This window comes from Pseudomonas sp. HY2-MNA-CIBAN-0224, from assembly GCF_040310285.1.
Taxonomy (GTDB): domain Bacteria; phylum Pseudomonadota; class Gammaproteobacteria; order Pseudomonadales; family Pseudomonadaceae; genus Aquipseudomonas; species Aquipseudomonas helleri.
The window spans coordinates 1-760 of the sequence record NZ_JBEOPQ010000134.1 but is presented as its reverse complement, the minus strand read 5'-3'; the positions used below and the strand labels follow the sequence as shown (position 1 = coordinate 760).

Below are 760 nucleotides of genomic sequence, written 5' to 3'. Positions count from 1 at the left end.
ATTTTGTCGTCCTCAAAATCGCATAGTTCATTACTACTTTTTCCTGATAACTGGGTGTTATTTTACTAAAGTGTACTTACTACACCATAAATTCACCTGTTAGGAAAGCGAGATTTTTGCTGCAAAAGGCGGTAAAAAAGGGCTATTTTTCGCTTTTTAGAAGCAAGGCTGTAAACAAATTGTAAACACCTTTTTTCTTTTTAAATCAATGGCTAACATTCATTTTGTTTACACTTTGCAAACACCTTAATTTCAATAAATCTAACAATATCAGCTATTTGGCAGTCCCTTTAGGGTGCGTATGGTGTAGTCATTAAATTAGGTGAGAAATAACGGATTTTTTATCTGTAGTAAAATCTGCTACAAAAAAGGGGTTATAAGAGCGTTACTTCTCGTTTTTCACTGGCATAATCTTAGGCTGGTACAAACAACTTATTAACCTAAAAAAATCATCTGTAGCTACAGATGATTCTAGTAGCGGAGTTATTTATGAGCATGATCGGTGTATCAGTAGCTAGCAATAAAAGCCTTCAACTTGAAGCCACTCAAGAAGCCTACAATAGAGCTGTCGTGAAGCTTAATTTGCTGTTGATTGACGATAAAACGCACGAAGAAGTAGTCAGAAGCAAGCTGTTTGAAGTCATGGATGAAAGAAATCAGCTGGGGAAGTACTCCACTTCTGATCTGTATGTCATGCAAAAAAGCATTGAGAAAACGGTTGATGATTTTCTTGCTGGATTAAATGAGCAGACTATTACCC

Annotated in this window: 1 protein-coding gene; it reads left to right on the top strand. The window is 35.9% G+C overall.

Annotated elements, in window-relative coordinates; all coding sequences use genetic code 11:
* Positions 1 to 489 precede the first annotated feature (489 nt).
* A partial coding sequence (locus AAEZ03_RS25690) for a hypothetical protein (protein WP_350582521.1) occupies positions 490 to 760 on the top strand: 271 nt, incomplete at its 3' end.